The sequence below is a fragment of the Devosia sp. SD17-2 genome (assembly GCF_029201565.1).
In the GTDB taxonomy this organism is placed as follows: domain Bacteria; phylum Pseudomonadota; class Alphaproteobacteria; order Rhizobiales; family Devosiaceae; genus Devosia.
In genome coordinates, this window is sequence record NZ_CP104002.1 from 610,792 (window position 1) to 635,839 (window position 25,048).

Sequence of the window (25,048 nt, forward strand, 5' to 3'; positions counted from 1 at the left end):
CTCCTTACTCCGCGGCCACATGTGCGCCGGAGGCGCGCTTCTTTTCCATCTCGAGGATGGCGCGACGGTATTCGACCGGCATGACTTTCACGAATTTGGGGCGCATCTCGGCCCAGTTCTCAAGGATCTGCTTGGCCTTGGTCGAGCCGGTATAGTGCAGATGGTTCGAGATCAGCTGATGCAGCCGCTCGTCGTCGTGGCGGGTCATGTCACCAGAGATGTCGACACGACCGTGCCATTCGAGATCCCCACCATGGTGGTGGAGCTTCTGCATCAGATCTTCTTCTTCCTGGACGGGTTCGAGATCGACCATGGCGAGGTTGCAGCGCGACCGGAAGGTGCCGTCCTCATCAAGGACATAGGCGACACCGCCCGACATGCCGGCCGCGAAGTTGCGACCGGTCGGGCCCATGACGACGACAAGACCGCCGGTCATGTATTCGCAGCCATGATCGCCCGTGCCTTCGACCACGGCGATGGCGCCGGAGTTGCGGACGGCAAAGCGTTCGCCGGCGATGCCGCGGAAATAGGCCTCTCCCTCGATGGCGCCGTAGAGCACGGTATTGCCAGCGATGATCGAGTTTTCGGCCGTGGTAATGGCCTTTTCGCTCGGACGGACGACAATGCGGCCACCGGACAGACCCTTGCCGACATAGTCATTGGCATCGCCGATCATGTCGATGGAGATACCCTTGGCCAGGAAGGCGCCGAACGCCTGACCGGCCGTGCCGCGCAGGGTGATGGCGATGGTGTCGTCCGGCAGGCCTTCATGGCCATACTTCTTGGCGACCGCGCCCGAGAGCATGGCGCCGGCGGAGCGGTCGCGGCTGCGGATCGGCAGTTCGATCTGGACCGGCTTGCCGGTTTCGAGCGCCGGAGCGGCCAGTTCGACGAGCTTGCGATCGAGTACGGCTTCGAGGTGATGGTTCTGTTCCTCGGAGTGATAGATGGTGTCTTCACCCAGCGGTTCAGGCTTGTAGATCACCTTGGCGAGGTCGACGCCGTGGCTCTTCCAATAGTCGGTGACGCGCTTCTGATCGAGCAGATCGGAGCGGCCGATGAGCTCGTTGAGGGTGCGGGCACCCAATTCGGCCAGGAGGCCACGTAGCTCTTCAGCGATGAAGAAGAAGTAGTTGATGACGTGCTCGGGCGTGCCCTTGAAGCGCTTGCGCAGCACCGGGTCCTGGGTGGCGACGCCAACCGGGCAGGTGTTGAGGTGACACTTGCGCATCATGATGCAGCCGGCCGCGATCAGCGGAGCCGTCGAGAAGCCGAACTCGTCAGCGCCGAGGAGGGCGCCGATCAGCACGTCGCGACCGGTCTTGAGACCGCCATCGACCTGGAGACGAACGCGGCTGCGCAGGCGGTTGAGCACGAGGGTCTGGTGGGTTTCAGCCAGGCCGATTTCCCACGGACCGCCGGCATGCTTCAAAGAGGTCAGCGGCGAAGCGCCGGTGCCGCCATCATAGCCGGAGATGGTGATGTGATCGGCGCGCGCCTTGGCAACGCCGGCCGCAACCGTGCCCACGCCCATTTCGGAGACGAGCTTGACCGAGATGTCGGCCGCTTCATTGACGTTCTTGAGATCGTAAATGAGCTGGGCGAGATCTTCGATGGAATAGATGTCGTGATGCGGCGGCGGAGAGATGAGGCCCACGCCGGGCGTCGAGTGACGGGTCTTGGCGACGATCCAGTCGACCTTGTGGCCGGGCAGCTGACCGCCTTCACCGGGCTTGGCACCCTGTGCGACCTTGATCTGGATCTGATCGGCATTGACCAGATATTCGGTGGTGACGCCAAAGCGGCCCGAGGCGACCTGCTTGATGGCAGAGCGCAGGGGGTTGCTCGAGCCGTCCGCCAGGGGCTTGTAGCGATCGGGCTCTTCGCCGCCTTCACCGGTGTTGGACTTGCCGCCGATGCGGTTCATGGCGATGGCGAGCGTCGTATGCGCTTCGCGGCTGATCGAGCCGAAGCTCATCGCGCCGGTGACGAAACGCTTGACGATATCGACGGCCGGTTCGACTTCCTCGACCGGTACGGCGGCGCCGAGCGGCTTGATCTCGAGCAAATGCCGGATGGCGAGATAGCCGTTTTCGCCCGAGTTCACGCGGGCTGCATAGCTGTTGTAGCGGTCCTGAGCGGTTTCGGGGCTTGCCTCGAAGGTGCGCACGGCGTGCTGGAGGTCGGCCACGACATCGGGCGACCAGGCATGCTTTTCGCCACGGATGCGGTAGGCATATTCGCCGCCGACATCGAGGGTCTTGCGCAGAACGGCGTCGTCGCCGAAGGCGAGATCGTGACGGCGAACCGTCTCAGCGGCGATTTCTGTGATGCCGACGCCTTCGATGGAGGTGGCGGTGCCGAAGAAGTACTTGGATACAAAATCGGAGTTCAGGCCCACAGCGTCAAAGATCTGGGCGCCGCAATAGGACTGGTAGGTGGAAATGCCCATCTTGGACATGACCTTGAGGAGGCCCTTACCGACCGACTTGATGTAGCGGTAGACGACTTCGTCCGCCGAGACTTCCTCGGGGTAATTGCCTTCGGCGTGCAGAGCCTGCAGCGCCTCGAAGGCGAGGTAGGGGTTGATGGCTTCGGCGCCATAGCCGGCGAGCATGGCGAAGTGGTGGATTTCGCGGGCTTCACCGGTTTCAACAACGAGACCCGTCGAGGTGCGCAGGCCCTTGCGGATGAGGTGATGGTGCACGGCGGCGAGCGCCAGCAGCGTCGGGATATCCAGACGATCGGCTGAGACCAGACGGTCAGAGAGGATAATGATGTTGTATTCACCGCGCACGGCGTCTTCGGCGGCCTGGCACAGGGCGTCGATGGCCGCTTCCATGCCCTCGGCACCGTTCACCTTGGGATAGGTGATGTCGAGCGTCTTGGTCTTGAACTGATTGCTCTCGATATCGCCAATGGCGCGGATCTTTTCGAGATCCTCATTGGTCAGGATCGGCTGGCGCACTTCGAGGCGCTTGACCGTGGAAAGACCTTCAAGATCGAAGAGGTTCGGGCGCGGGCCAATAAAGGAGACAAGGCTCATCACCGATTCTTCGCGGATCGGATCGATGGGCGGGTTGGTTACCTGCGCAAAGTTCTGCTTGAAATAGGTGTAGATCAGCTTGGGGTTGTTCGACAGCGCCGAGATCGGCGTGTCGGTGCCCATCGAGCCGACGGCTTCCTGGCCGGTGGTGGCCATGGGCGCCATCAGGAGCTTGACGTCTTCCTGGGTGTAGCCAAAGACCTGCAGGCGATCGAGCAAGGCATCGGTCGGCTCGGGCGCCTTGGGCGGCACGGCCGGCAGATCCTCGAGCACGATCTGGGTGCGGGCGAGCCAATCAGCATAGGGATTGGAGGTGGCGAGCGTCGACTTGACCTCGTCGTCGGAAATGATGCGGCCCTGCTCAAGATCGATGAGCAGCATGCGGCCGGGCTGCAGGCGCCAGCGTTCGACAATGTCCTCCTCGGGGATATCGAGCACGCCCGATTCCGAGGCGAGAATGACGTGGCCTTCCTTGGTAACAAGGTAGCGGGCCGGACGCAGGCCGTTGCGGTCGAGGGTTGCCACGACATAGCGGCCGTCGGAGATCGACATGGCGGCCGGACCGTCCCAGGGCTCCATCAGGGAGGCGTGGTACTGGTAGAAGGCGCGACGCTTTTCATCCATCAGTGGATTGCCGGCCCAGGCTTCCGGGATCAGCATCATGGCCGCGTGGGGCAGGGGATAGCCGCCGCGCACGAGGAATTCGAGCGCGTTGTCAAAGCAGGCGGTGTCGGACTGGCCTTCATAGGAGATGGGCCAGAGCTTGGTGATGTCGTCGCCGAAGTACTTGGAGTGGACCGAGGCCTGGCGAGCCGCCATCCAGTTGACGTTGCCACGGATGGTGTTGATTTCACCATTGTGGGTGGTCATGCGGTAGGGGTGGGCCAGCTTCCAGGAGGGGAAGGTGTTGGTCGAAAAACGCTGGTGAACGAGGGCGATGGCGCTCTCGAAGCTTTCGTCGTGCAGGTCCTGGTAGAAGGAGCCCAGCTGGTCGGCGAGGAACATGCCCTTGTAGACGAGCGTGCGGGCCGACATGGAGACGACATAAAAGCCGTTGTCGCTGTGGCTCTCGGGCACGTCGTTATAGACGGTGTTGGAGATGACCTTGCGGACGATGAGGAGCTTGCGCTCGAATTCATCCAGCGTGAGGCCTTCGGGGCGGGCGATGATCACCTGTTCGATGATCGGCTGGGTGGCGATGACGCCGGCCGAGAGCTTTGAATTGTCGGTGGGCACGACGCGTTCGCCTAGGAGGACGAGGCCTTCGCTGGCGATGCACTTGCGCACGGCTTCTGCGCAGCGGGACTTGAGGTCCGCATCGTTGGGATAAAAGATCATCGCCACGGCGTAGTGGTGCTTTTCTGGCAGGGCGAAAGGCAGGACCTTCTGGAAGAAGGCGTGCGGGGTCTGCACCAGAATGCCGGCGCCATCACCCATCAGCGGATCGGCACCCACGGCGCCACGGTGTTCGAGGTTCTCGAGTATTTCGAGACCCTTCTGCACCACTTCGTGGCTGGGCTTGTTCTTGATGTTGGCGATCATGCCGATGCCGCAGGCGTCGTGCTCATTGGCCGGATCGTAAAGACCCTGGGCTGCCGGACGGCCGTCGACGCGCCGCGAATTGGCGATCAGCGTGCGCGATTTGGCTTTGGTGGTGACCGGAGAAGTTTGTCCGTGCCGCTCGTGTGCCATATCGTGGTCCTCGCTATCTGATCGCCTGTCACCAGGCTGAATTTACTATGTCTCGCGCATCCTGTTGGTGCCGCTGCCGGCCCGCTGGATGCAGTCCTTTGCTGGCGGGCACGGGGTCCGTTCGGGTCGCGCCTTTGAGGGGAGCGGCTCGGATGAACGAAAACCATCCATGCATGGGGAGCGGCGCTGCATCCAAATGGCCGCTCATAATTCGGGCTGATCTTAGCCCCGCCTATCCGTTTCCGCTATCTCGTAGCGGGCCAGCCGGACCAGCGCGCGCGCTGACCGCGGAGAGCGGGGCGACGCGTCAGATAGGACAGTCGTGCTGCCCTAACGATCCGACATTTGCACGATTTAAAACTGCGTACAAGCAGGAACGTTGGACTTTGCCGAAAAAAAATAGGACTGCAGGTTTTTTGGGATAGGAGTTGTAGGACTTTCAGGGGCTACTTGCACAAAGAGGCAGCAGTGTGCGTATATTTTAGGCGAAAGTCCTACTTTCGGCGGGAAATCTGAGAATTGTCCTATTTCGTGCTGGCGTTCAAAATAGGACAATTCCGGTGGTTTATTCCAGATGCGATTTGATGAACCACAGGTTCTTGTCGAGATCACGGGAGAAGGCGGTGAGAATATCGGCGGTGGTGGCGTCGCCGGCTTCGTCCGTCGCGTCGATATCCTCGCGCACCTGATTGGCGAGGGCGGCATAGCGCTCGGCAAGGGCCGCAAGGTGATCGGTGGTCTTGCGGATGTCGGTGGGATAGGCGGCGAGCGTGCTCGACTTGGCGATGATCTGGCTGGTGCCCAGGGCAATGCCGTCAAGCTGGGCAACACGCTCGGCCATGGTGTCGGCGTGGGTGTCGATCTGGGTGCGCATCGGATCGAGCATCTCGTGCACGGCGATGAAATTGAGGCCCTTGAGATTCCAATGGGCCTGCTTGGTGATCAGCGCCAGATCAATGGCGTCGGCAAGGCGGGCATTGAGGATGTCGATGACAGCCGATTTGGCGTTGGATTTGAGGGCGATGGATGGGGTTTTCATGCGGGAGGATCCTGTGACGCTGGAGGGTCTTTCCGAACAACCGTCGAGCGACGCTGAGGTTCCGAGCGGGGGGGCGCTGGATACCCCCACCCAGCGCCGCTACGGCCCGTTGGGCCTAGCTTTGCTACCCTCCCCACAAGGGGAGGGAGGTGACGGAGCCGAGAGGTTTTTTGGTGTTGGGCTTCGTGTGAGCTTCGGGCGCTCATGCTCTTTCGTCATCCCCCGGCTTGTCCGGGGGATCCATGCAAGGGAGATGGATTGCCCGGACGAGCAACCGTGGACATCACTGTTGGAATGCCGGTTCCTGTCGGGCGATGGCGTTGAGGATTGTGATGAGTTTTCTCACCGTTGCGATCATGGCGAGTTTGAAGGGTTTTCCGCGCAGGCGCAGTCTTTGATAGAAGCCGCCGAGAACGGGGTCTTTCACCTTGATGGCGCTGAGCACGGCCATGTAGGCGATATCGCGCAGATGTTTTCGTCCGCCAAGACAGCGGCCGTTGCGATCCGATGCGCCCGATTGGCGGGCATAAGGGGCAACGCCGATGAGTGCTGCGGCCACCTTGGCGGAGACCTTGCCGAGCTCGGGCATGTCGGCCAGTAAGGCGATCGCCAGAACCGGACCGACGCCGGTCACCTGCCGCAGCCGCGCCTGGCGCTGCTGGAGCTGGCGATTGTCGGCGAGAAGGGCAGTGATGGCCGCTTCGATGCGTTTGATCTCCAGGGCGATGGCCGCCAGACGCTCCTCGATCAGGCTGCGCACAAGCGGCTCGTCGATGGTATCGAGCTGACTGACAAGGCCGCTCTTTTCCGCAACGATCCGCCGCCGATGGGCTGTGAACGCGCTCAGCCTTTGTCGGATCGGATCAGACACATAAGGGGTCAAGCTGGCGCGCACGGCCTGCAGATAACGCGCGATCAGAGCGGCATCGATCTTGTCGGTTTTGGCCAATTGGCCGATACCCCGCGCGTAACTGCGGATCCGCGCCGGGGCTAGAACATGCACTTCAAGGCCAGCGGCATGCAGGCTCTCGGCCACGCGGGCTTCATAGCCTCCCGAGGCTTCGAGCCCGATGGCCAACGGCCCCAGTCTGGCCAGGCGCTGCGTCAGCTCGGCGAGCGCCTCCGGTCCAGTGCTGCAACGCCAGGATTTGCCAGCGGGATGGGTATGAACGTCCAGATGCGTCTTGGAAACGTCGATGCCAACGAAGAGGGTGTCGTGTATCATGACCTTGCTCCCAGGCTTGTGGTGCGGGCAACAGCCCGATCAACCGTTCGGGGTCAAAGGGAGCAGACAGGGCCTTGCTCGTCCTCGGCTGTGACAAACCAGCCGGACAAAACGGCCTCCTGACTGCATCAGCCGGGATGCGCAACCCGGCTGATGCCACCACTAAAGCACAGATCCTCCACACAAGCCGGGCAATGACGATGGAGGGGACGGAGTGGTGGCAGGGGCCACAATGGAGAGACGACAAACAAAAAGCGCGGCCCTTGCGGACCGCGCCTTCATTGTATGCCAGATAGATCGCGTCTGCGGGACACCCGCGCCACTCGAGCGTAGCTCTCATGGCCTAGCCGCCTAAAATCGCTCCACCGGAGCGATTTTGCGCAAGCGCCGGCGACTAGTTAACCGACTGGTCCTCAATGGCGGGGGTGCCGCCGTTGATCTGGATGGTGCGCGGCTTCTTGCTTTCGGGCAGTTCGCGCTTCAGTTCCAGATGCAGGAGGCCGTTTTCGAGGCTGGCGCCCTGAACTTCGACATAGTCGGCCAGCTGGAAGCGCAGCTCGAAGGCGCGCTCGGCAATGCCGCGATGGAGGAATTCACGCTTGGTGTCACCGGTCTCGGTCGGCTTGGCGCCCTTGACGACCAGGGAGTTTTCCTTGGTCTCGATGGCGATGTCGCCATTGGAGAAGCCGGCAACCGCGATGGAGATGCGGTAGGCGTCTTCACCGGTGCGCTCAATGTTGTAGGGCGGGTAGGTCTTGGTTTCCTGTGCGCCCAAGCTATCGAGACGGTTGAACAGGCGGTCAAAGCCGACGGTGGAGCGATAGAAGGGCGAAAAATCGATGGTCTGCATGGTACACATTCTCCGTAAAGCAACGTGGTTGATGTGCCGGCCGATGGCGATGCTCCCGTAAGTGGCGAGCATGAGATCCAGGGGACCGGTGTTCCCGGAAACCCGGCGAACAGCACAGATGTAGGGACGCGTTTTCGCGGTTCAAGAGGGTAGCGTAGCCGGAAAACTGCAGGAATTTTCGAGGGGCGAGACTGTGGAGGGACAGCCTGTGTCGATCAGCGAATTTACCGAAAACCTAACGGCTGCGGCGAAGGGATGCGGTCTCTTCGAGGGTCTTTTTCTTGGCGGCTCGCATGGGCGCGGGACGGCCGATGCGTGGAGCGATATCGATCTCGTGGGTCTGGCTCCGGCAGAGCGCCACGACGCAATCATAAACTGGTGGCGCGGCTGGCTCGAGGCGCGCGAGCCGCAGATTTACTTCCATGTGCTCAAGCGGGGTGGGACGCTGATCAATGCGATCGGCCAAAGCTGGCTGCGGGTTGATATCAGCCTTGCCGAACCCTCCGGACTGGGGCGAAGGGCAAAGGACCAGCTCATGCCGCTGGTCGATCCGAAAGGTCTTTATGCGCGCCTGCCGCAGAGCCTTCCCGGTTATGTGGCTGATCCGCGTAGGGTCGAGGATATCGTCACCGAATTCATCCGCGTGCTGGGGCTGACCCCGGTGGTCCTGGGGCGCGAGGAGTGGGTGGTGATGATGATGGGCACAGGATTGTTACGCGACATGCTCAGCCAGATCATGCAGGAGGCGCTGAGCGTGCCGGATCGGGGCGGCATGCTGCATCTGAGCCGGCTTCTGCCGGAAGCGGAAATGAATGTGCTGCTCAACCTGCCCTATCCCGGGCCGCAGCGCGAGGCGCTGATCTCAGCGCAATTGGCCATCGCCGGCGCCTTTTTTCCGCGTGCCCGCCGGTTGGCGCAGGCGGTGGGCGCAGAATGGCCCGCAGCGTTCGAGGCGGTGACAAAGGCTCGTGTCGCCGAATTTATTGGCCGACGTGCTGATACGCTCTGGCCTTGACGGAACGCGCGGCAGGTATAGGCTCCCCCCATTCCACGCAAATCGCCGGGCTGAACGCTAAATGAATGGATCTGTTGGATTCTATTCAGAGTCTTGCGGGTAGAGACGGCGCGATGAGTGACCTGCAAGTCACTTGTCGTTCAGGAGGACCCGTCATCCGCCCCCCGCACGGGACCGAAATGAAAGAAAGCCAGCATCTCCCAGTAGGGATGCTGGCTTTTCTTTGTTTACCAGCAGTGTTTATCGTGCCCGCGTTCAGCGCGGAGGCAGCAATTGACCGCCCAGGTCGACCCACACGGTCCCAAACTCGCCGTCACACCATCCAATCCGGTTCCGGAGGGGGTGCGGCTGGGCTATCTCGAGACTGTCGATCGCGTGCGGTTGCGCTACGCGATCTGGCCGAAATCGGCGGGCCCGCATCGCGGGACTGTGTGTCTCGTGCAAGGGCGCACCGAATATATCGAGAAATATTTCGAGACCATCGCCGACTTCCAGTCGCGCGGCTTTGCCGTCGCCACCTTCGACTGGCGCGGGCAGGGCGGCTCGCAACGGCTGATCGGCAATCCGACGCTGGGCTATGTCGATCATTTTGATGACTACTGGAGCGATCTGCGCAGTTTTCACGCCAAGATCCTGCTGCCCGATTGTCCGCCACCCTATTATCTCGTCGGCCATTCGATGGGTGGGTTGGCGAGCCTGTTTGCCGCAACCCGCGACCGGATGATGTTCGACCGGGTGTTTCTGTCGGCGCCCATGGTGAGCCTCCACCGCATGGAACATGCCATTGCCCGCACCGGGCGGATCGCCACTGCTGCCAGTTTCCTGGGGCTCGGCCGGTTGCCCTATGCGCGACGGGGCGACCAGCGGCCGAGCGAAGCGGGTTTCGCCAATAATCTGCTGACCTCGGACCCGACGCGCTATTTGCGCATGGTCGATACGATCAAGGCCGATGACAGCCTTTATATCGGGTCGCCTACCTTTCGCTGGCTGTCCGCGGCAATGCGAGCCATGGTCGAGGCAGGCAAGGACAGTTTTCCGGCCAAAATGCAGATCCCGCTGTTGATCCTCGGGGCCGCGCGCGACGAAATCGTCTCGACGCCTGCCATCGAGCGGCTGGGGCTGCGGCTGCGCAATGGGCGGCACATGATCATCCCCGGCGCGCGGCATGAATTGTTCATGGAGAACGAGACAATCCGCGGCCAGGTGTTTGCCGCCTTCGATGCGTTCATCACCGAACAGAGCAGGTGATCGCTAGGGGCTGACCGGGATGAGGACCACCGAGCGCAGATTGATATCCTCGGGCAGCGGCATGCCGGGCGGCTTGAACGCATAATCGAGCGTCAACTCGACATGGGGATAGGGCTGGGCGAGACGCAGCGCCGATATCGTGAGTTTCATCGGATCGAGCGGGGTGGCGGTCATGCCGGCCAGGATCGTCTCGGTGGCGCCGTCGACGTCTGTGCTGGCAAAGAGCAGGTGGCGCGCGCCTTTTTCGGCCAGCTGCGAAATGGTCGACTGGGCATAGATGCCGAAGCCGAGCTGAACGAAGGCAAAGACGCAGAAGAGGAAGATCGGCGCCACCATCGCAAATTCGATGGCGGTTCCCCCCCTCGAGTTGCGCCAGAAGTGTCTTGCCACGGCAAAGGGAGAACGGCTCATTGGGCTTTCCCCACATAGAGTTCAAATGTCGCCGAGAGTTCCATGTCCACCTCGAAGATCGGCGTCTTGTAGGGCATCAACACGCTCGCTGTCGCATAGCGATCAAGGCCGGGTCGGCAGGTCGTTTGGCAGCCCTCGGCCCCTGAGGCGCAACCGCAGAAGGCGCTGACCTCAAGGGTGATGTCGTCGAAGCGGGTCAGCCCATGGGAGATGACGGCCCCGGTGGTCGGGATGTTCTTGCCCTGCGTCTGCATGGCGTGTTGCAGGCCCGTGTTCAGCGCCGATTGCAGCTCGAGCTTGCGCTGGAAGCCGAAGCCGAGATCGACGGTGCCGGCGACCAGCAGGAGCAGGATCGGCACCAATATGGCGAATTCGACCGCGGCATTGCCGCCCCTGTCGCGGCGGAAGCGGGCGATCAGTCTGGCAACGGCCCTCACAGCAGGGGGCCCTTGGCGAGGCGCACGGTGCTGCTGGCGCCGGTGGATGCGCCGCTCTGGGACGAGCAGTCATTGTTGATGGTGCCGCCGCCGCGAATGTCGATCAGATTTGCGATCACTTGGGTGCAGCGGGCGCTGGGCAGGTTCGGGCCGCTCTCGGTCTGCAGCAGCTGATTGGGGAAATAGATGGCCCCGCCGACATTGCCGATGACGCCGATCAGGCGCACCGTGCCCCCGGTGATGGCCGGATTGCCCATGATGGAGATGCCGGCAGTCGGTCCCGAGGTGGGGGCGGTCAGGTTCCATCGCACGTTCTGGGCGATGTCGAGCACCTTGGTCTGGTTGACGAAGATGGTGACGCCCTCGCCGGTGATGCGGCTGCCCGGCGTGGCGCGGAAGCCGGCCGAGAAATAATAGACGCCCGGCGCCAGGGTGACGCTGCCGTCGATTTCGACCTGCTTGCCGTATTTTCCGGGATTGAGCCGGTCGCCGGCAGGCATGCCGACGCCATAGCGTCCCTGCGAGACGGACTGATCGACGAATGTCGGCGTGTCGGGGATGCCCGGTCCGCCCCAGAAGGGTTTGTCGGCAAACGGGTCCGTCGAGGTGGAGTGATCGATCTGGCCATTGGGGCAGTCGGTGGCGGTGATCCTGGCGCCGCCATTGGTGGCCGTGGAGCCCGGAGTTTTGATGCAGCTGGCGGTGAGGGAGGCCGTGCCCTCGGCCCAGATGGCGTCGCCATTGCTCGAATTGCTGGCGACCACGCAGTCCATGTTGACCTGCACGCTGGCGGCCATGACGATGGAGCGGGACTGGTTCGGCTTGAGCGCCAGCATGCAGGGCACCTGCTCCTGCACGTCGTCGAAGGTGGCATAGGAGACGACGCCGATCTCGATGGAGGCCATCTCCAGAAACATTGCCGACAGATAAAGGCGCGGATTGGTCTCGAGAATGGCCTGCGACGAATTGGGGCCCAGCGTGCCGTCAGGCGAGGGAATGGCGATCTCGATCTGGTCGAGCGTGCCGCTGAAGCCGGAGGCCTGCGCCTGTGCCACGCCGACGGCCTTGGCCGCGTCGAGGTCCTTATCGATGCTGTAGGACACCAGCGCACTATAGGCCGCGGTATCGGCGGCGATCTGCAGCTTGTCGCGCTCGGTGTACCAGTGGCCCACCTCGATCGCGAGCGCAGCAACGCCCAATAATGCAGGTAAAAGCAGGCCAAAGATTACGGCAATAGCGCCACCCTCGTGGCCTAGAAAATCCACTGCCTTTTTCATGATTTAGTATTTCTGCCCGCCCCCGGTATTTATGCCTATTAAGGGGTGTTGGTTAAATTAAAGTTTACGTCGCCGTTAGTATCGGACAGCGCTCAAAATTTTATGAATTCGCGACCAAATAGAGGGCCTTGGCGAGTAGCTCGGGCGTCGCCGCGGCGACGACATTGCCGCCCCCCGTAGGGTCGCTGCCGTCCCAGCAGGCGATGGCGCCACCGGCTTCGCGGATAATGGGAACGAGCGCGGCGATGTCATAGCTGTTGAGATAGGGCTCGATGACGAGGTCGGCGTGGCCTGCGGCGAGCAGCGCATATCCATAGCAATCCATGCCGAAGCGCTGGAGGCGGGTCGCCCCTTCGATGGCCTGCCATTTGGCGGCAAGGGCCGGTGTGTCGAACAGTTTTGGCGTGGTGGTGAACACGCGCGAGCCTGCGAGTTCGGTGGCGCCGCTGGTGCGGTTGGCCGTCGTGACTTCGCCCCGGCGATAGCGTGAGGCGCCGGGAACGGCGAGGAAGGTTTCACCGATGAAGGGCTGGCTCATGAGGCCGGCGACAGCCACGCCATCGATGGCAAAGCCGATCAGCGTGCCCCAGACCGGCGCGCCGGAAATGAAGGCGCGGGTGCCGTCGACCGGGTCGATGATCCAGCTGTAGCGGCTCTCGCCGCTCTTGCCCCATTCTTCGCCAATGATGGCGTGATCGGGGAAGTGTTCTGCGATGACCGCGCGGATGGCGGTTTCGGCGCCCTTGTCGGCCTCGGTCACCGGATCAAAGCCGGAAGCCAGCTTGTTATCGATAGCCAGTCCGGTCCGAAACAGCGGCAGGGTCCGCTCGGCTGCAGCGGCGGACGCGGCAAGCAGAACGGTTTCGATGCGGTCAAAATCGAGATCGGACATGGCGGCAAAAAATCCGGCTGGGCGGGAATTTGGGGGCCGGTTCCGGACAAGTCCGGGCGCGGCGTGGTCAAGCTCTAGCCGCTCGACAGGCAAAGGTGAAGCGCGGCGGGGCAAAAGGCGGTGGGACGCCGCTGATTCATTTTTGCAACAAGCGCCAGCACTTCGATGGTGTGGGTGTGAACCGGACTTGTGCAAGCGCCTGTGGAGGATCATCCTCAACAGGCATGGTGGCTGGGGTTTGCGCAGCGCAGCTCATCCATCGTTCCTCCCTTGACTGGGCCGCCCTCGTGGCGGCCCTTCTGTTTGGAAGGTGCTGAATGCGCTATTCGGCCGCAGCCTTTTCGCCGCCGAGCGGGGCGGCGGCCAGGCCCATCAGGTCGAGGCCGATCAGCGTCTGGATCACATTCTCGATGATGAGACGCATCGGCTCGAAGCCGGAATGCATCTCGAGCGTGGTTTCGTTCATGTAGAGGTGCCGGCTGATCTCGATCTGCAGGGCATGGACGCCGTGTTGCGGGCGGCCATAGGACCTTGTGCAAAAGCCGCCGGCATAGGGGCGATTGCGCGCAACCTTGAGGCCCGCAGCGATGAAGGTGGTTTCAACCAGATCGATCAGGGCGGAGGCGCAGGTCGTGCCGTAGCGGTCGCCGAGCACGATGTCTGGGGTGGCGCGCTCGCCATGCCGTCCGATGCGCGGCATGGAATGGCAATCGATCAGCACGGCAACGCCAAAACTGGCGAGTGCCTCGCTGAGGAGTTTTTGCAGGGCGGCATGATAGGGGTGATAAATCCCCTCGATGCGCATGCGCGCGTCTTCCAGCGTCAGGCGCTCGCGATAGATCGGCTTGTTCTCGGCAACGACGCGGGCCAGCGTTCCGAGGCCCGCCGCGACACGAGGCGAATTGGTGTTGAAGCGATCCGACAGCGGCTCGATAAACATGGTGGGATCAAGTTCCCACGGCTCGCGATTGGCATCGAGATAGGCGCGGGGGAAATGGGCCCGCAGGAGCGGGGCGCCGAGGTGGGGCGCGCGGGAGAACAGCTCGTCGACAAAGGCGTCTTCGGATTGGCGGATCGACAGATGATCGAGCCGCGTCATGGCGAGAAAGCGTGGCGGATAGACCCGGCCCGAATGGGGCGAATTGAACACGATCGGCGCCACCAGGCGCCGCGGCCGGATGGTTTCAAATGCCGGTTGATCCCAATAGTCGGACCGCACGCTGTCTCCCTCGATGCGGCGCCGTCGCTCTGCCGCGTGTGATTTGCCCTGGGCCGACAGTGTCGCGCGGCGCAGCAATCTTGTCCAGTTGGGCGTAAAATCGCGCATAATGGGGTGGGGAGCGGTTGCGCCGCCACAAAAGTGGACTAAACATCGGGCCCAATAGTCGACTCACACAGGAAATGGGGCTTAGGGGTTTTTGATGAAGCGAATTCTTCTCGCTGAAGACGACAACGATATGCGCCAGTTCCTCACCCGCGCGCTCAAGAACGCGGGCTATGAAGTGGTGTCGTTCGACAATGGGCTGTCTGCCTATGAGCGCCTGCGCGAAGAGCCGTTTTCGCTGCTTTTGTCCGATATCGTGATGCCGGAAATGGACGGCATCGAGCTGGCGCGACGCGCCACCGAACTCGATCCCGATCTCAAGGTGATGTTCATCACCGGCTTTGCCGCGGTTGCGCTCAACCCGGACAGCGACGCGCCCAAGGATGCTTCGGTGCTGTCCAAGCCGTTCCACCTGCGTGATCTGGTCAGCGAAGTGGAGCGTTTGCTGGCTGCCTGAAAACTTTCCACAGGCAGGTGATTGACCCCCTTGACCGGCCAAACGGTTTTGTGGTCTATCCCCGTCATCGGAGCAGCGATGCTGCACCGACCCGGAGAGATGGGCGTATAGCTCAGCGGGAGAGCACTACGTTGACATCGTAGGGGTCACAAGTTCGATCCTTGTTACGCCCACCATCTCTTTCCGGCCGCTTCCCCTTAAAGGGGATTTGCGGAGTGGGAGTATAGCTCAGCGGGAGAGCATTCGCTTCACACGCGAAGGGTCACAAGTTCAATCCTTGTTACTCCCACCATTTTTCCCACAGTCTTAATAATTCAATCTTGTGTCGTTGCCGCTGTTTGCCTGTGGTCAGTCGAAGCGCAGGCCTGCGCTCGTGCCATCTCGCCACACCACTTCACAAGGCTGCAGCATAGTGCCCACGATCAGGCTGATTCGATCGGGCAGGGCTATATCTTCTGGCAGGGCAATCATGACGCCGGATCGGGACACGTTCAGGATGGTGACGTCCAGCCTCACCTGATCGGCGGCGATCTGGGCGGGGCTCCGCAGCACAGGAGGCGAGCGTCGTTCCCGCCGCCGGTCTAGAAAAGTGTTCATGCCTCTTCATAGCCCGGTAAGCGTGTGTAGGCGTAGACGAAAATTGCTAAATATCTCCGTATTGACAGCGGGATAGCCATGCGCTTTAGAGCGTTTCGTACAGAATGGTCGCTGGACCGATCCAGTCTGCAGTATGGGCCACAATGAGCGCTTTGGTCCGGAGAGCCGCAATCATGCCGGCCTTCTTAGCAGCTTGGTTACGTGTGGATGACACGGTCCCCATAGTAAGCACCTGAGTAGAGATTTGCTGATGCATTGGCCGTCAAGGCTTGTCTGGAGACGTACGGCTATCGTCGCGATATGCGCTGGTGCCGTGTCGATGTCGATCTCGACAGGCGTAAGGATGGCAATTGGAGCCGAGGCAGACACCGTCACGGTTCTCGTGCGGATAACACTTCCGTTCTTGATCGCTGTGCCGCTTGGCCTGTTCTGGTTCACGCGGCTGGAACGTCTTGAAGCGTCCTACCAGCAATTGCTGGCAGACGCCGCCGAACTCGCCCGGCGGGCCAGTGTCGATCCGCTGACTGGCTTACTTAATCGGCGCAGCTTTATCGAGCAGTTCAACCTGTCCCAGAACCACGGAATTGCCGGGATATTTATTCTCGCCGATGTCGATGACCTCAAGTTGATCAACGACGAACTCGGGCATCTGGCCGGTGACGAGGCTATTGTCGCGGTTGCTGAAGCGCTCCGGGGACGACTGGGAGACAAGGCGCTGATCGCGCGCATCGGTGGGGATGAATTTTGTGCGTTTTCTCCGTGCTCTCACGACAGCGCGCGCGACTTCGACATCGACGCCATCAGTGAGGCCGCGACCAGCATATTCCGGTCGCGCCTCGGTGACGACACTGTGGATCTGGGAATATCCATCGGCACAGTGAGGACCAGCAAGGGCCTTGAATTCACCGACGCCATTGCGGCCAGTGACGCGAACCTCTACCGCAACAAGGCGGCCCGCAAGGGAAGCCAGCCCGTCTCGTCGTAGACAGGGGGCCTTTTCACCACATCGTCTGTTTGGCGCGTTCGGGCCAGGATTTGTCGTAGGTTTCGCCGCCGACCTGGTTGGCGGTCATGGCGGCGAGGATTTCGCCGGGAGTGGGCAGGGCTGCCGGATCGATATGGCGTTCGGGGTTCCAGAGTTCGGAGCGGATGATGGCGCGGGCGCACTGGAAGTAGATTTCATCGACTTCCAAGACGATGACTGTGCGCGGCGCCTTTTCCTCGACGGCGAAGCTCTCCAGGAGGTCGGGATCGACCGAGAGATGGGCGCGGCCATTGGCGCGGAGCGTGGTGCCCGAGCCGGGAATGAGGAAGAGCAGGGCGCAGCGCGGGTCGCGGATGATGTTCTTGAGGCTATCGATGCGGTTGTTGCCGCGCCGGTCGGGCATCATCAGGGTTTTTTCGTCGTGGACGCGCACAAAGCCGGGCCTGTCGCCGCGCGGCGAGCAATCGAGCCCTTCGGGACCGGCGGTGGCAAGGGCGGCAAATGGGCTGGCTGCGATCAGGGTACGATAATGCGGGGTAATGCTCGTCGACACCTTCACCATGGAGGCGGGAGCAGGCGCGGGCAGGTAGATCGCTTCAAGCTCGGCAATGCTGGAAATTCTGGTCATGGTTCTGCCACGCGCAATGGGGGGATCAGCGCGAATTGAAGGTGATAGCGCTGGCACAGGGGGCAAGGTAATCCTATATCAGAGCCAATTGAAAGCCCGAGCAATGGAGTGCGCCCCATGGATGCCCATGCCTATCCTGTGACCCGAACCGAAGCGGAATGGCGCGAGCGGCTGACGCCGGAGCAGTTCTATATCATGCGTGAACACGGCACCGAGCGGCCCGGTAGCTGCGCGCTGCTGCACGAGACGCGCCAGGGCAGCTTTGCCTGCGCCGGGTGCGACACGCCGCTGTTCGAATCCAATCTGAAATTTGAGAGCGGCACCGGTTGGCCGAGTTTTAATGATCCGCTTCCCGGTTCGGTGGAAACCACCGTCGATCGCTCGCATGGCATGGTGCGCACGGAAGTCCATTGCGCCACCTGCGGCAGCCATCTGGGCCATGTGTTTCCCGATGGTCCCCCGCCGACTGGCCTGCGCTACTGCATCAATGGCGTGGCGCTGAATTTCCTGCCCAAGGCTTAAGGTCGGGCTTTTTACGTGCCGCGTGGCTTGGCCCGATTTGTCGCTGGTGCGGCAATCGGGTCATCCGGCCAGGGATGGCGCGGGTAGCGGCCCTTCAAGTCTTTCGCCACATCCTTCCACGAGCCGCGCCAGAAGCCGGGGAGATCGCGCGTGGTCTGGATCGGCCTGTGGGCGGGCGAGAGCAGCACCAGCAGCAGCGGCACCTTGCCATTGACGATGGATGGGTGGCGGTCGAGCCCGAACAATTCCTGCACGCGGATTTCGAGCGCTGGACCGTTTTCGGCGGCGTAGTCGATGGGCAGGTGACTGCCTGAAGGCGCGTGGAAATGGCTGGGAAGCAGCTTTTCCATCTCCTGCTTTTTGGCCCAGGGCAGAAGGCTTTCGAGCGCCATGCCGAGGTGATCGGCGCCGATGTCGGAAAGGCGGGTTTCGCCCAGAATATGGGGCACGAGCCAGGCTGGGTCGGCCGCGAGCGCGGTGTCCGAGAGATCAGGAAAATCATCGCCGAGCGTCTGGTGGAGCCAGGTGGAGCGGGCGCGCAGGGCTTTTTGCTCCTTGCTCCAGGGCAGGGTTTCGGGGCGTTTCAGGACCGCGGCAGCGAGGATTTCGGCGGCTTTTTCGAGATTGGTGACCTGCGCGGGCTCGTCGGCGAGGCGCAAGGCGTCGAGCCGGCGTTGGCGGCGGGCGCGGACCGAACCGGAGGAAGTATCGAAGGCGAGGACGGTTTCATCGGTGATGCGGTGGCCGAACAGGGTTTCGAGATCGACGGGATCGAGCGCGGCGGCCGAGCGGATACGGCCCTGGGTGGCGCTGCCGGTCAAATCCGCCACGACGATGAAGGGCGCGCCGGCGAGGGAATGGGTGTCCTCGAGCTGGGCCTGACGGCCATTGGCGAGGCGGAAGCGGCCACGCGGACCGGCGGGCTGGGCGACGCGATCGGGGAAAGCGCGGGCGAGGTGATGGCCCGCATCGAGATTTTCGCCCAATCTGTCACCGGCCAGTTTTGCCCAGCGGCGGGCGAGGCTGCGCGCATCGTCGGCGCGGCGGGAGCGATCGGTGCGGAAGCGGTCGAGGCGGCGGGCGAGATCACTGTCATCGCCCCCCAGACCGCGTTCACCGATGAGCACGGCAAGTTCGGCAGCGGTTTGCGCGTCGCCATCCTCGGCCCCTGCGACCACCATATGGGCGAGGCGCGGGTGGAGCGGCAGTTTGGCGAGGGCTTTGCCGGCGGATGTCAGATGCCCCGCAGCGTTGATGGCATCGAGCCGGGTGAGCAGGGCCTTGGCCTCGGCCCAGGCGGGGACAGGGGGCGGATCGAGGAAACCGAGCTGGGCCGGGTCCGTGACGCCCCAGGCGGCGAGATCGAGCACGAGGCCGGAGAGATCGGCGGCGAGGATTTCAGGCGTATCAAAGGCTTCGAGCGCCGAGTTCTGGCCCTCGTTCCAGAGGCGGATGCAGACGCCCGGGCTGGTGCGGCCGGCGCGGCCACGGCGCTGATCGGCGCCGGCGCGCGCGACGCGGGTGGTGGCGAGCGTGGTGAGCCCCGTCGCCGGTTCATAGACGGGGACGCGGCGGAAACCAGAATCGATGACGATGCGGACGCCTTCAATGGTCAGCGAGGTTTCGGCAATGGAGGTGGCGAGGACGATCTTGCGCCGGCCGTCGGGGGCCGGCTGGATGGCAGAGTCCTGCTCGGCGGGGCTGAGCTGGCCATAGAGCGGGGCGAGGTCGGTATTGGGCGGCAGGCGAGCGGCGAGGCGCTCGGCCGTGCGGGTGATTTCGCCCTGGCCTGGGAGGAAAACGAGGGCGGAGCCTTCGTGCTCGCGCATCGCTTTCAAAGTCGCACTCGCAACCTGATCTTCCATGCGCTGGAGCGGGTCGGGCTCGGCATAAAAGGTTTCGACCGGGAAGGTGCGGCCGGGGCTGTCGATGACGGGGGCATCGTCGAGGAGTTTTGAAACGCGCGCGCCGTCGATGGTGGCCGACATGACGAGGAGGCGGAGGTCTGGCCGCAGGGCGCGGGCGTCGAGCGCCAGGGCAAGGCCGAGATCGGCGTCGAGGCTGCGCTCATGGAATTCGTCGAAGATGATGGCGGCGACGCCGGTCAGCTCCGGATCGTCGAGCAGCATACGGGTGAAGACGCCCTCGGTGACGATCTCGATGCGGGTGCGGGCGGAAATCTTGCTTTCGAGACGCACGCGATAGCCAATGGTGCCGCCAACATCTTCGCCGATGAGTTTGGCCATCTGCCGGGCGGCGGCGCGGGCGGCGAGGCGCCGGGGCTCGAGCATGATGATCTTGCCATCGCCGCGCCAGGGCGCATTGAGCAGCGCCAGCGGGGCGCGCGTGGTCTTGCCGGCACCGGGCTGGGCGACGAGGACGGCCGCTGTGCCCGTTTCCAGCGCATCACGCAGGGCGGGCAGGGCGGCGTCGATGGGCAGTGGCGGCAAGTTGGGCAGGGGGATTTTCGGCGCTCCTTTACCCGCTGCTTACCCGGATGGTGTAAACGGCTCAAGCACTTGGCGGTGAGCAAAGCTTTATCGCAGGATCGTACCCCACGAACCGGTGTCAAAAAGAGCCTTTTGTCGTTGGAGGACGCATGCAACTCACGCGGATCAGCAATAGCGAGCTTACGCTCGATGTGGCGGCACTTGGCGCGGAGATGCAGATGCTGTCGACCCGCGACGGCCGCAACTGGCTGTGGAGTGGGGACGCCAATTTCTGGACCGGACGCTCGCCTATCCTGTTTCCGATGGTGGGACGGGCGCCGCAGGACACAATCAGCATCAACGACAAGCGCTATCAGATCGGCCAGCACGGCTTTGCCCGGCGCAGCGCCTTTACACTCGTTGATGAATGGCGCGAGCACTGCACCTATCGGCTGGAAGCGTCCGAGCCGACGCTGGCCATGTATCCGTTTGATTTCGTGCTCGATATCGAGCACCGGCTCGAAGGGCGGTCAGTCGTTGTTACGGCCATCGTGACCAATCGTGACAGCAGGATCATGCCTTATGGCGTGGGGTTCCACCCGGCCTTTGCCTGGCCGCTGCCGGGCGGCGAGGGGCAGCCCCATGAAATTGCGTTCGACAATGGCGCGGCGCCGGAGCTTTTCCGTCTCTCGGGCGGGCTCGTCGACCGGACGCCGCAGCCCTCGCCGTTCACCGATGGGCGGCTGACGCTCAACCACGCTGACTTTGCCCAGGATGCGATGATCTTTCCGCAGGGCGCCGGATCGGGGCTGCGCTATGGCAGCGAAGCTGGACCTTCGGTGCATTTCACCTGGGAGAACCTGCCCAATCTGGCGCTGTGGACCAAGCCCGGTGCGGGCTTTATCTGCCTTGAGCCGTGGCATGGCATGTCGGCGGAAGTCGGGGCCAGCGATGCGCTCGACCAGCGCCCCTATACGGTGTTCCTCGCGCCCGGTGCGACGGCCCGCTATTCATTCCGTGCCGAACTGATCGGCTGATCATCGGCCTTGCTCAAACGCTGTCCGGTGAAGTGGAGCAGGGCTCCGATCGGCGCGAAGATGATGCCGAAGGCCCAGACCACGACGAAGACCAGCACCATGGGGATCCAGGCGATGAGCCCGGTGAGATGGATGGGCGAGAGGGCGAAACTGGCGAAGACGAAGAGCTCCGCCGGCCGTCGCGACAGCGGAAACACCGCGGTGCAGAACGCCAGATAGGCGAGGAGCGGTAGTTTTATCGCCGCGTGCCAGTCCCAGGTCAGTCAGATCGCGGCCCCGAACATCAGCCCGGCCATGAGGTAACTGGTGAGAAGATAAGGGCCCTTCATCGCGCATTCTCCCTCTTTGCCCAGATGGGACGATGCGCGACGGGACGACCTTGGTTCAAGCCTTGAAAAATCAGAGACTGCTCGCCGATACGAAGTCGCGGGTATAGGGCTCCTTGAGGTCGCGGGCGCGCAATTGCTCGCGCGTGACGGTCTCCACCAGCCTTGCGTTCTGCAGCACGGTGAAGCGGTCGCACATGTAGGACACGACCGCCAGATTGTGGCTGACGATGACGAAGGTCAGGTCGAGCCTTTCGCGCAGCGTATTGAGCAGATTGAGGATCTCGGCCTGGATGGAAACGTCGAGAGCCGAGGTCGGCTCGTCGAGCAGCAGCAGTTTTGGCGACAGCGCGAGGGCGCGGGCAATGGCAACGCGCTGGCGCTGACCGCCGGAAAGCTCGTGCGGATAGCGATAGGCGAAGTTTTGCCCCAGCCCGATGAGGTCGAGCAGCTCGAGCGCCCGCGCCTCGGCATTGGCCATGCCGTGGATGCGCATGGGCTCGGCAATGGCCTTGCCGATGAGATGGCGCGGATGGAGCGAGGCATAGGGGTCCTGAAACACCATCTGGGCGCGCTGGGCGAAGGCTTTTCGCGACCGGTCGGGGGCAGGGGCACCGTCGAGCGTGATGGTGCCGGACCAGTCGGCATTGAGGCCCATGATGGTGCGCAGAATGGTCGATTTTCCCGAGCCGCTTTCGCCGACGAGCCCGAAACTCTCGCCACGGGCGACGGCGAAGCTGACGTCATCGACCACGGTGGTGGCGCCGAAGCGGACGGAGAGATTGTCGACGGTGAGGATATTGTCTGGCTGTGTCATAGCGCCAGTCTCCAGGCGTCGTCGCGCTGCAGGGTGGGCAAGGGATCGAGCGGTCCGTCAATGGTGGGGAGGCACGCGAGCAAGCCCCTGGTGTAGGGGTGTTCGGCCTTGTGCAGGTCCGATGCCGCGAGGGTTTCGACGATCTGGCCGGCATACATGACGATGATGCGGTCGCAGAAGCGGCTGACGAGCTGCAGATCGTGGCTGATGAAGATCAGCCCCATCTGGCGGCGCGTCACCAGCTCGTCGAGAATGTTGAGCACCTGCATCTGCACGGTGACGTCGAGCGCCGAGGTCGGCTCGTCGGCAATGAGCAGATCGGGTTCGCGGACCACCATCATGGCGATCATGATGCGCTGGCCCATGCCGCCCGAAAGCTCATGGGGATAGCGGTCGAAGACGGCTTCGGGATTGCGGATGTGGAGGCTTTCGAGCATGTCGAGCGCGATCTTTTTCGCCTCGGTCTTGCCCAGCCTGCGATTGCCGATGCGGATGGCTTCGACGATCTGCTTGCCCACCGGCATGACCGGATTGAGCGAGAATTTGGGATCCTGCAGCACCATGCCAAGGCGGCTGCCGCGCAGTTTTCGCCGTTCGCCGCGGCTGGCTTTGAGCAGATCAATGCCGTCGAATGACAGGATATCGGCTTCGACGCGGGCGTAATCGGGAAGAACACCGAGCAGGGCGCGGCCGGAGAGGGATTTGCCCGAGCCGCTTTCGCCGACAATGCCGAGCTTTTCGCGGCCGAGCGCGAAGCTGACGCCGCGCACCGCCTGATGCCAGCCGCCCTCTTCAGTGGGGAAGGAGATGCGCAGGTTTTTGATTTCAGCCAGGGGCGCGGTCATGATCTGGCCTTGAGGTGCGGGTCGAGCAGATCGCGGATGGCGTCGCCCAGAAGGTTGAAGCCGAGCGAGACGATGAAGATGGCAAAGCCGGGGACGGTTGCCACCCACCACTGGTCGAAGATGAACTTGCGTCCGGTGGAGATCATCGCGCCCCATTCGGGCAGGGGCGGCTGGGCGCCGAGGCCGATAAAGCCGAGGCCGGCGGCGGTGAGAATTATGCCGGCCATGTCGAGCGTCATGCGAACAATGACCGAGGAGAGGCACATCGGGATGATGTGGAAGAAGATGATGTGAAATTCCGACGCTCCGGCGAGGCGGACGGCGTTGACATAATCGCTGTTGCGGACAGCGAGAGCCTCGGCGCGGGCCATGCGGGCATAGGGCGGCCAGGCGGTCAGCGTAATGGCGATGGCGGCATTGACGATGCCGGGGCCGAGGGCGGCGACGAAGGCCAGCGCCAGGAGCAGTTTGGGGACGGCGAGGAAGACGTCGGTGATGCGCATGAAAAGCGCATCGAGCCAGCCGCCATAGGTGCCGGAAACGACGCCGATGAGAAGGCCAATGGGGGCGGAGGTGACGATCACAAGCGCGACGATGAGGAGGGTCAGGCGTGATCCGTAGATGACGCGCGAGAGGATATCGCGGCCCAGTTCATCCGAGCCCAGCCAGAATTCGGCGCCGGGGCCGGTGAGGCGCGCGGTCAAATTGGGCAGATAGGGATCGTAGGGCGCGATCAGCTCGGCGAAGGCGGCGCAGAAGAGCAGCGCGAGAAGAATGAAGAGGCCGAACATGCCCAGGGGATTGCGGGCGAAGCGGCGGCAGAAGCTGACGATCTGTTTCCAGCGGGCGCGGCCGGCGCTGTCGACGGGAAGTGCTGTGTCCACGGCGCTCATTTGCTGGCCTCCCGGGTGCGCGGGTCGAGCGTGGCGTAGAGCACGTCCGAAAGCTGGTTGAGGAGAATGAAGATGGCGCCGACGAGGAAGGTGCCGCCGAGCACGGCATTGATGTCGCCCCGGAAGAGCGAGGAGGCAATGTAATTGCCGATGCCGGGCCAGCCGAAGACGGTCTCGATCAGCACAGAGCCTTCGAGGAGCCCGCCATAGGAGAGGGCAATGATGGTGACGAGCGGAATGGCGGCATTGCGCAGGGCGTGGCCGAGGACGACCTCAAGCTCGCTGGCGCCCTTGAGGCGCGCGGTGAGGACATATTCCTGGGTGAGCTGGTCGAGCATGAGCGAGCGCGTCATGCGCGAGAGGTAGGCCATGGAAAAATAGCCGATGAGGCAGACCGGCAGGATGATGTGGCTGACGGCGTTCCAGAACACCTCCCATTCGCCGCGCAGCAGGCTGTCGATCAGGATGGAATTGGTGATGGGCTTGACGACGCCGACATAGAAAACGTCGAGCTGGCCGGGTCCGGCGACCCAGCTGAGCTTATAGTAAAAGACATAGAGCCCGACGAGGCCGAGCCAGAAGATGGGCACCGAATAGCCGATGAGGCCGATGATGCGGATGAGGTGATCGGGCCATTTGTCGTGCCAATAGGCCGAGGCGACACCGGCGGGAATGCCGAGGACGACGCCAAGGACGAGGCCAAGGGTCGCGAGCTCCAGCGTGGCCGGGAAAAAGCTCAGGAGATCGGTGAGCACCGGGCGGGTGGTGGTGAAGGAAGTGCCGAAATCGCCCTGGAGCAGCTTTAGCGTATAGGAGGTGAACTGTTCCCAGACCGGTTCATCGAGGCCGAGCTCGTAGAAAACCTTGTCATAGGCCTCCTGCGTCGCCTTCTCGCCGACGATGGAGAGAACCGGATCGATCGGGATGACGCGGCCGATGAAAAAGGTCAGCGCCACGAGGCCGAGCAGCGTTATGGCGGTGGTGACCAGCCCGTTGGCGATGCGCTTGAAGCGCACGAGATTTGGAGAAGCTATGGCGGCCACGGGTCGGTCCTGG

General features: G+C 62.8%; 23 protein-coding genes and 2 tRNA genes. 8 read left to right on the forward strand and 17 right to left on the reverse strand.

The window, feature by feature from the left end:
- Positions 1–4 precede the first annotated feature (4 nt).
- The 4 genes from gltB to NYQ88_RS03075 form a co-directional block, all read right to left on the reverse strand.
- On the reverse strand, positions 5–4,678 hold the full coding sequence (gltB, locus tag NYQ88_RS03060) for a glutamate synthase large subunit (RefSeq protein ID WP_345774630.1): 4,674 nt from the start codon (positions 4,676–4,678) through the stop codon (positions 5–7).
- 625 nt (positions 4,679–5,303) lie between these two features.
- Positions 5,304–5,777: a DNA starvation/stationary phase protection protein Dps gene (dps, locus tag NYQ88_RS03065; protein WP_275653511.1), complete on the reverse strand. Its 474-nt coding sequence runs from the start codon at positions 5,775–5,777 to the stop codon at positions 5,304–5,306.
- A 283-nt stretch (positions 5,778–6,060) separates the two neighbouring features.
- Positions 6,061–7,002, reverse strand: a complete 942-nt coding sequence (locus NYQ88_RS03070) for an IS110 family transposase (RefSeq protein WP_275651579.1) — start codon at positions 7,000–7,002, stop codon at positions 6,061–6,063.
- 394 nt (positions 7,003–7,396) lie between these two features.
- Positions 7,397–7,852 carry an Hsp20 family protein gene (locus tag NYQ88_RS03075; protein ID WP_275653512.1) on the reverse strand — a complete coding sequence of 152 codons (456 nt, stop codon included), beginning with the start codon at positions 7,850–7,852 and terminating at the stop codon, positions 7,397–7,399.
- A 208-nt stretch (positions 7,853–8,060) separates the two neighbouring features.
- Here NYQ88_RS03075 and NYQ88_RS03080 point away from each other — a divergent pair, with 208 nt between their 5' ends.
- The gene (locus tag NYQ88_RS03080) at positions 8,061–8,867 is read left to right on the forward strand and encodes a hypothetical protein (RefSeq protein ID WP_275653513.1); all 807 of its coding nucleotides are present in this window, start codon (positions 8,061–8,063) and stop codon (positions 8,865–8,867) included.
- A gap of 273 nt (positions 8,868–9,140) precedes the next feature.
- Complete coding sequence (locus NYQ88_RS03085; protein ID WP_275653514.1) at positions 9,141–10,115, forward strand: alpha/beta hydrolase; 975 nt, start codon at positions 9,141–9,143, stop codon at positions 10,113–10,115.
- Positions 10,116–10,118: 3 nt separating this feature from the next.
- On the opposite strand, the gene NYQ88_RS03090 is transcribed toward NYQ88_RS03085, so the two are convergent.
- From NYQ88_RS03090 to NYQ88_RS03110, 5 genes are all read right to left on the reverse strand, one after another.
- Positions 10,119–10,526: a TadE/TadG family type IV pilus assembly protein gene (locus NYQ88_RS03090; protein ID WP_275653515.1), complete on the reverse strand. Its 408-nt coding sequence runs from the start codon at positions 10,524–10,526 to the stop codon at positions 10,119–10,121.
- Positions 10,523–10,963: a TadE/TadG family type IV pilus assembly protein gene (locus tag NYQ88_RS03095; RefSeq protein ID WP_275653516.1), complete on the reverse strand. Its 441-nt coding sequence runs from the start codon at positions 10,961–10,963 to the stop codon at positions 10,523–10,525. Before NYQ88_RS03095 ends, NYQ88_RS03090 begins: the two co-directional genes overlap by 4 nt.
- Entirely contained in the window at positions 10,960–12,240 is a 1,281-nt protein-coding gene (locus NYQ88_RS03100) for a TadE/TadG family type IV pilus assembly protein (protein WP_275653517.1), read from the reverse strand. The genes NYQ88_RS03095 and NYQ88_RS03100 overlap by 4 nt, the downstream gene beginning before the upstream one ends.
- Positions 12,241–12,340: 100 nt before the next feature.
- Positions 12,341–13,132 (reverse strand): inositol monophosphatase family protein, encoded by a 792-nt coding sequence (locus tag NYQ88_RS03105; protein ID WP_275653518.1) that lies wholly within the window; start codon positions 13,130–13,132, stop codon positions 12,341–12,343.
- A 322-nt stretch (positions 13,133–13,454) separates the two neighbouring features.
- The gene (locus NYQ88_RS03110; RefSeq protein WP_275653519.1) at positions 13,455–14,459 is read right to left on the reverse strand and encodes an N-formylglutamate amidohydrolase; all 1,005 of its coding nucleotides are present in this window, start codon (positions 14,457–14,459) and stop codon (positions 13,455–13,457) included.
- A gap of 94 nt (positions 14,460–14,553) precedes the next feature.
- Here NYQ88_RS03110 and NYQ88_RS03115 point away from each other — a divergent pair, with 94 nt between their 5' ends.
- From NYQ88_RS03115 to NYQ88_RS03125, 3 genes are all read left to right on the forward strand, one after another.
- A complete protein-coding gene (locus NYQ88_RS03115) occupies positions 14,554–14,913 on the forward strand; it encodes a response regulator (protein ID WP_275605571.1) in 360 nt (119 codons plus the stop codon).
- A 101-nt stretch (positions 14,914–15,014) separates the two neighbouring features.
- Positions 15,015–15,089, forward strand: a tRNA-Val gene (locus tag NYQ88_RS03120).
- Positions 15,090–15,130: 41 nt separating this feature from the next.
- Positions 15,131–15,205: transfer RNA gene (locus NYQ88_RS03125), tRNA-Val, on the forward strand.
- 56 nt (positions 15,206–15,261) lie between these two features.
- Here the strand turns inward: NYQ88_RS03125 and NYQ88_RS03130 are convergent.
- Complete coding sequence (locus NYQ88_RS03130; RefSeq protein WP_275653520.1) at positions 15,262–15,510, reverse strand: PilZ domain-containing protein; 249 nt, start codon at positions 15,508–15,510, stop codon at positions 15,262–15,264.
- Between the two features lie 250 nt (positions 15,511–15,760).
- On the opposite strand from NYQ88_RS03130, the gene NYQ88_RS03135 reads away from it, so the two are divergent.
- Positions 15,761–16,495: a GGDEF domain-containing protein gene (locus NYQ88_RS03135; RefSeq protein ID WP_275653521.1), complete on the forward strand. Its 735-nt coding sequence runs from the start codon at positions 15,761–15,763 to the stop codon at positions 16,493–16,495.
- A 13-nt stretch (positions 16,496–16,508) separates the two neighbouring features.
- On the opposite strand, the gene NYQ88_RS03140 is transcribed toward NYQ88_RS03135, so the two are convergent.
- The gene (locus NYQ88_RS03140; RefSeq protein WP_275653522.1) at positions 16,509–17,123 is read right to left on the reverse strand and encodes a pyridoxamine 5'-phosphate oxidase family protein; all 615 of its coding nucleotides are present in this window, start codon (positions 17,121–17,123) and stop codon (positions 16,509–16,511) included.
- A gap of 117 nt (positions 17,124–17,240) precedes the next feature.
- Here NYQ88_RS03140 and msrB point away from each other — a divergent pair, with 117 nt between their 5' ends.
- Positions 17,241–17,645 carry a peptide-methionine (R)-S-oxide reductase MsrB gene (msrB, locus tag NYQ88_RS03145; RefSeq protein WP_275653523.1) on the forward strand — a complete coding sequence of 135 codons (405 nt, stop codon included), beginning with the start codon at positions 17,241–17,243 and terminating at the stop codon, positions 17,643–17,645.
- A gap of 11 nt (positions 17,646–17,656) precedes the next feature.
- Here the strand turns inward: msrB and hrpB are convergent, their stop codons facing one another.
- Complete coding sequence (gene hrpB, locus NYQ88_RS03150; RefSeq protein WP_345774608.1) at positions 17,657–20,095, reverse strand: ATP-dependent helicase HrpB; 2,439 nt, start codon at positions 20,093–20,095, stop codon at positions 17,657–17,659.
- Positions 20,096–20,244: 149 nt separating this feature from the next.
- On the opposite strand from hrpB, the gene NYQ88_RS03155 reads away from it, so the two are divergent.
- The gene (locus tag NYQ88_RS03155) at positions 20,245–21,111 is read left to right on the forward strand and encodes an aldose 1-epimerase family protein (RefSeq protein WP_275653524.1); all 867 of its coding nucleotides are present in this window, start codon (positions 20,245–20,247) and stop codon (positions 21,109–21,111) included.
- Here the strand turns inward: NYQ88_RS03155 and NYQ88_RS03160 are convergent.
- From NYQ88_RS03160 to NYQ88_RS03180, 5 genes are all read right to left on the reverse strand, one after another.
- On the reverse strand, positions 21,081–21,308 hold the full coding sequence (locus NYQ88_RS03160; RefSeq protein WP_275653525.1) for a hypothetical protein: 228 nt from the start codon (positions 21,306–21,308) through the stop codon (positions 21,081–21,083). The genes NYQ88_RS03155 and NYQ88_RS03160 overlap by 31 nt on opposite strands.
- 202 nt (positions 21,309–21,510) lie before the next feature.
- Positions 21,511–22,254 (reverse strand): ABC transporter ATP-binding protein, encoded by a 744-nt coding sequence (locus NYQ88_RS03165; RefSeq protein ID WP_275653526.1) that lies wholly within the window; start codon positions 22,252–22,254, stop codon positions 21,511–21,513.
- Positions 22,251–23,099: an ABC transporter ATP-binding protein gene (locus NYQ88_RS03170; RefSeq protein ID WP_275653527.1), complete on the reverse strand. Its 849-nt coding sequence runs from the start codon at positions 23,097–23,099 to the stop codon at positions 22,251–22,253. The genes NYQ88_RS03165 and NYQ88_RS03170 overlap by 4 nt, the downstream gene beginning before the upstream one ends.
- The gene (nikC, locus tag NYQ88_RS03175; RefSeq protein WP_275653528.1) at positions 23,096–23,992 is read right to left on the reverse strand and encodes a nickel transporter permease; all 897 of its coding nucleotides are present in this window, start codon (positions 23,990–23,992) and stop codon (positions 23,096–23,098) included. Before nikC ends, NYQ88_RS03170 begins: the two co-directional genes overlap by 4 nt.
- Complete coding sequence (locus tag NYQ88_RS03180; protein ID WP_275653529.1) at positions 23,989–25,035, reverse strand: ABC transporter permease; 1,047 nt, start codon at positions 25,033–25,035, stop codon at positions 23,989–23,991. Before NYQ88_RS03180 ends, nikC begins: the two co-directional genes overlap by 4 nt.
- Positions 25,036–25,048: the final 13 nt, after the last annotated feature.